The sequence below is a fragment of the Marinibacterium profundimaris genome (genome assembly GCF_002210095.1).
GTDB classification, from domain to species: domain Bacteria; phylum Pseudomonadota; class Alphaproteobacteria; order Rhodobacterales; family Rhodobacteraceae; genus Marinibacterium; species Marinibacterium profundimaris.
Map to the genome: position 1 here is coordinate 152,423 of NZ_AQQR01000009.1, position 6,000 is coordinate 158,422.

The following is a 6,000-nucleotide window of genomic DNA, read 5'->3' on the forward strand; positions in this document are numbered from 1 at the left end:
TTGACTGCTATATTGATCAGAGCGTCAGAAGTTTTGGCCAATTCGGCGGCAATACCGGACGAATCGCGCAATGAAGGATCTTACCGACACCGACCGCGCCATCATCTCCGCCCTGCGCGGCAACGCGCGCATGTCGATGACCGAGCTGGCCCATGCCGCCGGCGTCTCGCGCACCACGGCGCGCACCCGGCTGGAATGGCTGGTGGCCGAAGGGCGCATCCGCCGCTTTACCATCGAAACGGATGTGGATGTCGAAGGAGAGATCAAGGCGATCACCCTGGTCGAGCTTCAGGGCAGCATGTCGCGCGCGGTCATCCGCACGCTGACACGCCTGCCCGAGGTCTCGACGATCTATTCCACCAACGGCGCCTGGGACCTGGTGGTGGAGATCAAATCGGACAGCCTGCTGAACTTCGACCGGGTCCTGCGCGACATCCGCGAGATCCCGGGCGTTCTCAACAGCCAGACCTCGCTGTTGCTGTCCCACGTCACCTGAGATCAGGACGCGTCGGCATACACCTCGCCGGAACCGGAGGTCCATTTCCCGGCCTCGGACCGGTCCAGCACGATCACGCGCGAGCCGTTTTCGACCTGGGTCGCCAGGTACATGGCATCCTGGTTGAACATCCGGATGCAGCCCGAAGAGGCGTCCGAGCCCACCGTCCACGGATAGGGCGTGCCGTGGATCCGGTAGAGCGTGTCGCGCCCGCCGCGATAAAGATAGAGAGCCCGCGCGCCCAGCGGGTTCTCCGGCCCGCCTTCCATACCGCCGCGCCATTGTTCATAGGTTTCGGGTTCACGCCGGATCATGTTCGCCGTCGGCGTCCAGCCGGGCCAGTCCCTCTGGTACTGGACCCGGGCCTCGCCGGTGAAATCATAGCCCGCCTTGCCGACGCCCACGGTATAGCGCACCGCCCGGTCGTCCCCCTGCAGGTGATAAAGCCGCTTGTCGCCCGGATCGACGACGATCGTGCCCGCCGCGTAGGGCGCATAATAGGCGACCTCCTGGCGCTTGCGGTCTTCCGACATGTACTTCTGCGGGATCGCCTCGACCGTCCAGCCGCCATCCTCGACCGGGCCGTACATGTCCAGCGTCGCCTTGCTGGCACGGCCAACGTCGTCCTGGATGGGCCCCTCTCCTTCGAGCGGCGGCGCGGTGCAGGCCGCCAGCGCCAAAAGGGCTGTGGCATAGAGGAAGGTCTTCATTCGGCATCCTTGGTCATCGTCTCGGTCTGTCCCGACCGGCGTCGGGCTGGCTGCGCCCAACATGGACCGGCGGCCGCCGACATGGAAGACCATGCGGCTTCATTGCCACCTCCGGGCGACCTTTGGCCGACAGGATGAGGCCAGAGCCGGCAGTCCTGCCTCCTGCCCATTCGGCATGCACCCCGGTCCTCACCCGCCGAATCCGAGCCCGGCAGCGCTACGCAGAGTGGAAATCACGCGCATGACATGCCACCCTTGCTTCACATGTGAATACCCGGATTCAAATATTCCATCGCTCAGCGATCACCATCACGCTGCCTGTGCCGCGATCCGCAATGTTCGATCCAAGTACCCAGTTCTGACCTGAACGCGCCAACATTCAGGAGGTTTTCCATGGCAGATACCCGCACCCTTCCCCAGGCCATGGTTGTCGGCGCCCCCAAATCGGGCACCACGACCCTGTGCAACGCCCTGATGCGCCACCCGGATATCTACATGTATCCGAAGAAGGAGACGCATTACTTCAACAACCTCTTCACCAAGCGGGACATGGATTGGTACGAGGACCTCTTTGCCGATGCCCCCGACGATGCGCTGGTGATGGAGGGCACGCCGGATTACGCCATGTCGGATTGCGTCGAGCGCACCGCCCGGCGGCTGGCCGAGCATATCCCCGATGCCAAGCTGATCCTGATGGTGCGCAACCCGATCGACCGGATCGAAAGCCACTACGTCCAGATGCTGTCGAACGCCCGCGAGGAGATCCCGATCGAGGAGGCGCTCGAGAAGTGGCCGGAAATCGTCGAGACCAGCGACTACGGGGCGACCGTCGAGACGCTGGAGAAATATTTCGCGCGCGACCAGATTCTTGTGATCTTCCTCGACGAGTACAAGGCCGACAAGGATGCGGTCCATGCCGAGGTGCTCGATTTCCTCGAGGTCGACGCCTCGGACGAGGCGATCGCCGAGGTCGGCGCGCAGGAGGCGCTGCACAGGCGCGAGGATCAGGGCATGGACGGCGCCCTTCTGGCGCAGCTGCGGCGGTGGAAACATTACGAGCGGCTCAACATGCTCATGCCGCGCCGCGTGATCGCCATGGGCAAGCGGCTGCTGCGACGATCCATCGACGTTCCATCCAGCCTGCCACCCGAGACACGCGAACAGCTCGAAGCCGAATTCGCCGGGAAGTGGAAACGCTTCCAAAAGGAGTTCAGGACGGGCAGCACGGCTTCATCCCCGTCCGCCAGGAAGGGTAACAAGCAGAAGGCTCCGCTCCGCCAGCAACTCGGCTGAGCAGGTTCGCCACGGGCGTCATGCGCCCATGGCGGGCCTCGTCCCGCTGCGCGCAGGGCGGGGCCTTTCAGCGAGCGACCGAGGCGGGTTGTCCGCCCTCGCACTCAGTTTCTGGTGGTACCCGTCGTGCTTGTCGTGGTGGTGGTCGACCCGCCTGCGTTCAAGGCCGCCGCAGCGCCCAGGACCGCGCCGGTCGCACCGACACCAATACCGATGGTGCCCATGGTGCCGATGCCGGCCAATGCGCCTCCAACCTCTGCTGCGGCGGTGGCCGTTCCGGCTGCGCCAGCGCCTCCGGCGCCTCCGGACACCCCGCCGCCCACACCTTCTTGCTGCGCGGCAAGCTGCCCCGCCGCAGATGCAACGATGAAGGTAATACCAATGATTCCATATAGTTGTGACATGTCGTGCCTCCTTTTTGTAAGGAGTCTGCTGCCATCAAACGTGTTCCGCTCAAAATCAAATGACTCAATATTAGGCGGGTACTTGCCACCATGAATACATTTCGGCATATCCTTGCCGCCGTACGAACACCGTACTTTTCAATGGGTTGCCACTATTTAACAAATATGTTGTCCGAAAATTCCGGCGCTGCTTTGTTGGATTCGCCTGAAATTTCATCAGCACGGGCATAGACACACAACCTAAGCGGGCCGTTCGTCGCACCGGACTCTGCTCAGAAGTTCGAAATCAATCGAAGTCGCGGCTAATCCCGGCCGGCCCAATGCTGAATATTACCGCAGTATCGGGCCGGTATCCGGATGAAGCCAGCCGTCACCGAACCGCCCGCAGATGCAGGAACGCGGCCGGCTCGCACAGCTGCGGGCAGAGGCAGAAGACAAAGACCGACAGGGAACAGACCGCTACCCCGACCGGCGCCGGGGCGATGGCCCTGATCTCAGACAGCGCCATGCGGATCACCGCGACGCCTCGGGAAACGGATCTGAATCACGTGGCCGGGGGCGACGGGTTGCGCGCCGCCTTGGACGCTGGCCGCGGCACGGAATTGGTCGCCAGGGACGACGGCATCAGCCCATCGCGAGACCGGGGCTGTGCACAGCCGGCACCAGGCTGGCCGGATCGACCGCCGCGCCGCCGGACAGAGCCGATGCATCGGCCGCGATGCCGGTCAGGATCGCCCACATGCCGGCCCGGTGGTCGGACGCCCGGCCGTGGGCATCATCGTGGCCGTCGCCGAAAAGATCCTCCAGCATCAGCGGATCGGCCCCGCCATGATCGCCCGATCCTTCCGGGATCCGCACCGCGCGCATAGGTTCGCCGGCAAGGTGGAGCGTGGTCGTCATCGCCTCCTCCTCGCCCGGGGGACGGGTGCCGCCGAAAATGCCGTGCACCTCCACGTGGCGATGGGTCAGCTCTCCCTTTGTGCCGATGAAGGTCACCTCAAGCCCCTCCCAGGGCGCATAGGCATAGAGCGTGTAATTCGCAGTCGCGCCGTTGTCGAAGCGGATTTGGGCCTGGAACGTGTCCTCGATCCCGATCTCATCGTCGAAGACGCAAAGATCCCGGTTATAGCCGTCCTCGGCCTCGGCCTCGCGATACAGGCGGCGCAGGTTGGGGTCGTCGTCCATCACCAGCGCGAAATCGCAATCCTCCACCAGCCGGCAATCGGCACAGCGCGTCCCATGCCCGGCCAGCCCCAGCCCCACGGCTGTCTCGGGCGTATAGAAGGCGCGGCTGGACGCGGCGGTGACCTGCGATGGGCGCGCATCCAGCCACCAGTTCAACAGGTCGAAATGGTGGCTTGCCTTGTGCACCAGTAGCCCGCCCGAATTTTCCTTCTGCCGGTGCCAGCGGCGGAAGTAATCGGCCCCGTGCACCCGGTCCAGATGCCAGCGGAAATCGACGGCGGTGACCCGACCGATGGTGCCCGCCGCGATGATCTCGCGCAGCTGGGTGCGGGCCGGGGAATAGCGGTAATTGAAGGTCACCGTGACCTGCCGCCCGGTCCGGGCCTGCGCGGCCAGGATCCGCCGAAGCTCGTCGGCATTCGTCGCCAGCGGCTTTTCGCAGATCACGTCGCAGCCCGCTTCCAGCGCCGCGGCAACGTATTCGGCATGGGTGTGATCGGGCGTGGCGACGATCACCGTGTCGGGCCGGGTGTCGGCTATCATCTGCGCAAAGCCCGACGCGGGCCAGGTGGCGACGGGCCGCCCGGCCTCTGCGGCCGAAAGCGCCAGCCGACTGGGGTTGCTGTCGCAAAGCGCCACCAGCTCGTGACGGTCGGCATATGTCCCGCAAAGCGCGTCGCGGAACATGCGGTGACGGGATCCGCAGCCGATGATGGCATAGCGCATGTCAGGCGGCCTGGCTGAACTGCGGCTCGACCCGATCGCCTTCGCCGTCGAAGAAATGCATGTCCGCGATGTCGATCCCCACCGTCACGCTGTCGCCGGTGCGGTGCATGTCGGGGCCCGCGGCGTGAAACAGCAGGGTTTGACCCGACGGCAGATCGATATGCACCAGCGTCTCGGCGCCCAGATATTCCACCAGCCGGATCCGTCCCTCGGTCGTGATGTCGCCGCCCTCCAGCCGGATCTTTTCCGGACGGACACAGATCGTCATGTCACTGCCCGACAGGCCCAGCTCGGGCAGCGCGAAGGCCGGGAAATCGGCCATCTTCGCCATGCGCGTACTGTGATCCACCGTGACCCTGGCCGGGATCGTGTTGATCTTGGGCGAGCCGATGAAGCCGGCCACGAACAGGTTCGCCGGGCGGGTGTACAGCTCGGCCGGGGTGCCGACCTGCTCGATCTTGCCGCCCCGCAGCACCACGATCCGCGAGGCCAGGGTCATCGCCTCGACCTGATCGTGGGTGACATAGATCATCGTGGTCTTCAGCCGCTCGTAAAGCGCGGCCAGCTCCACCCGCATCTGCACGCGCAGCTCGGCGTCAAGGTTCGACAGCGGCTCGTCGAAAAGGAACAGCTGCGGTTCGCGCACGATGGACCGGCCGATGGCGACCCGCTGCTTCTGCCCGCCCGACAGCTGCCGCGGCTTGCGATCCAGCAGCGGCTCGATCTGCAGGATGCGGGCGGCATCGGCCACGCGGCGGGCGATCTCCTGCTTGCCCATCTTCAGGTTCTGCAGCCCGAAGGCCAGGTTCTTGCGTACAGACATATGCGGGTAAAGCGCGTAGCTCTGGAACACCATCGACAGCTCGCGTTTCGAGGCGGGAAGGTCGTTGACCACGACGTCGCCGATGGAGACGGTGCCGTCGGTGATCTCTTCCAGCCCTGCGATCATGCGCAACAGGGTGGACTTGCCGCAGCCCGAGGGCCCGACGAGCACCAGGAATTCCCCGTCGTGGATGTCGAGGTTCAGCCCCTCGATCACCTGGACCGCACCGTAGGATTTGCCGACATTGCGAAGTGTGAGACCGGTCATTTCACAGGTTCCTTATTTCATGCCGGAGGTGGCGATGCCGCGGATGATCAGCTTCTGGAACGCCATGAAGGCGATCAGCACGGGCACCAGGGACAG

6 protein-coding genes are annotated in these 6,000 nt (G+C 64.6%); 2 read left to right on the forward strand and 4 right to left on the reverse strand.

What is annotated here, in order from left to right; all coding sequences use genetic code 11:
• The first annotated feature begins 70 nt into the window (after positions 1-70).
• Positions 71-496: an Lrp/AsnC family transcriptional regulator gene (locus ATO3_RS18990; protein ID WP_088651476.1), complete on the forward strand. Its 426-nt coding sequence runs from the start codon at positions 71-73 to the stop codon at positions 494-496.
• A gap of 2 nt (positions 497-498) precedes the next feature.
• Here ATO3_RS18990 and ATO3_RS18995 read toward each other — a convergent pair whose 3' ends face one another.
• Complete coding sequence (locus ATO3_RS18995; protein ID WP_088651477.1) at positions 499-1,206, reverse strand: L,D-transpeptidase; 708 nt, start codon at positions 1,204-1,206, stop codon at positions 499-501.
• Between the two features lie 393 nt (positions 1,207-1,599).
• Here ATO3_RS18995 and ATO3_RS19000 point away from each other — a divergent pair, with 393 nt between their 5' ends.
• Positions 1,600-2,499, forward strand: coding sequence for a sulfotransferase family protein (locus ATO3_RS19000; protein WP_088651478.1), 900 nt, complete (start codon positions 1,600-1,602; stop codon positions 2,497-2,499).
• A gap of 104 nt (positions 2,500-2,603) precedes the next feature.
• Here ATO3_RS19000 and ATO3_RS19005 read toward each other — a convergent pair whose 3' ends face one another.
• The 3 genes from ATO3_RS19005 to ATO3_RS19015 all read right to left on the reverse strand — a co-directional run bounded on the left by ATO3_RS19005 (position 2,604) and on the right by ATO3_RS19015 (position 5,904).
• On the reverse strand, positions 2,604-2,903 hold the full coding sequence (locus ATO3_RS19005) for a hypothetical protein (protein WP_088651479.1): 300 nt from the start codon (positions 2,901-2,903) through the stop codon (positions 2,604-2,606).
• Between the two features lie 624 nt (positions 2,904-3,527).
• Positions 3,528-4,814 (reverse strand): Gfo/Idh/MocA family protein, encoded by a 1,287-nt coding sequence (locus tag ATO3_RS19010; RefSeq protein ID WP_088651480.1) that lies wholly within the window; start codon positions 4,812-4,814, stop codon positions 3,528-3,530.
• 1 nt (position 4,815) lies between these two features.
• Complete coding sequence (locus ATO3_RS19015; protein WP_088651481.1) at positions 4,816-5,904, reverse strand: ABC transporter ATP-binding protein; 1,089 nt, start codon at positions 5,902-5,904, stop codon at positions 4,816-4,818.
• Positions 5,905-6,000 lie beyond the last annotated feature (96 nt).

Bases quoted from the DNA above. Each gene is read 5' to 3' on its own strand.
- ATO3_RS18990 (WP_088651476.1), top strand. From the start codon at position 71: ATGAAGGATCTTACCGACACCGACCGCGCCATCATCTCCGCCCTGCGC.
- ATO3_RS18995 (WP_088651477.1), bottom strand. From the start codon at position 1,206: ATGAAGACCTTCCTCTATGCCACAGCCCTTTTGGCGCTGGCGGCCTGC.
- ATO3_RS19000 (WP_088651478.1), top strand. From the start codon at position 1,600: ATGGCAGATACCCGCACCCTTCCCCAGGCCATGGTTGTCGGCGCCCCC.
- ATO3_RS19005 (WP_088651479.1), bottom strand. From the start codon at position 2,903: ATGTCACAACTATATGGAATCATTGGTATTACCTTCATCGTTGCATCT.
- ATO3_RS19010 (WP_088651480.1), bottom strand. From the start codon at position 4,814: ATGCGCTATGCCATCATCGGCTGCGGATCCCGTCACCGCATGTTCCGC.
- ATO3_RS19015 (WP_088651481.1), bottom strand. From the start codon at position 5,904: ATGACCGGTCTCACACTTCGCAATGTCGGCAAATCCTACGGTGCGGTC.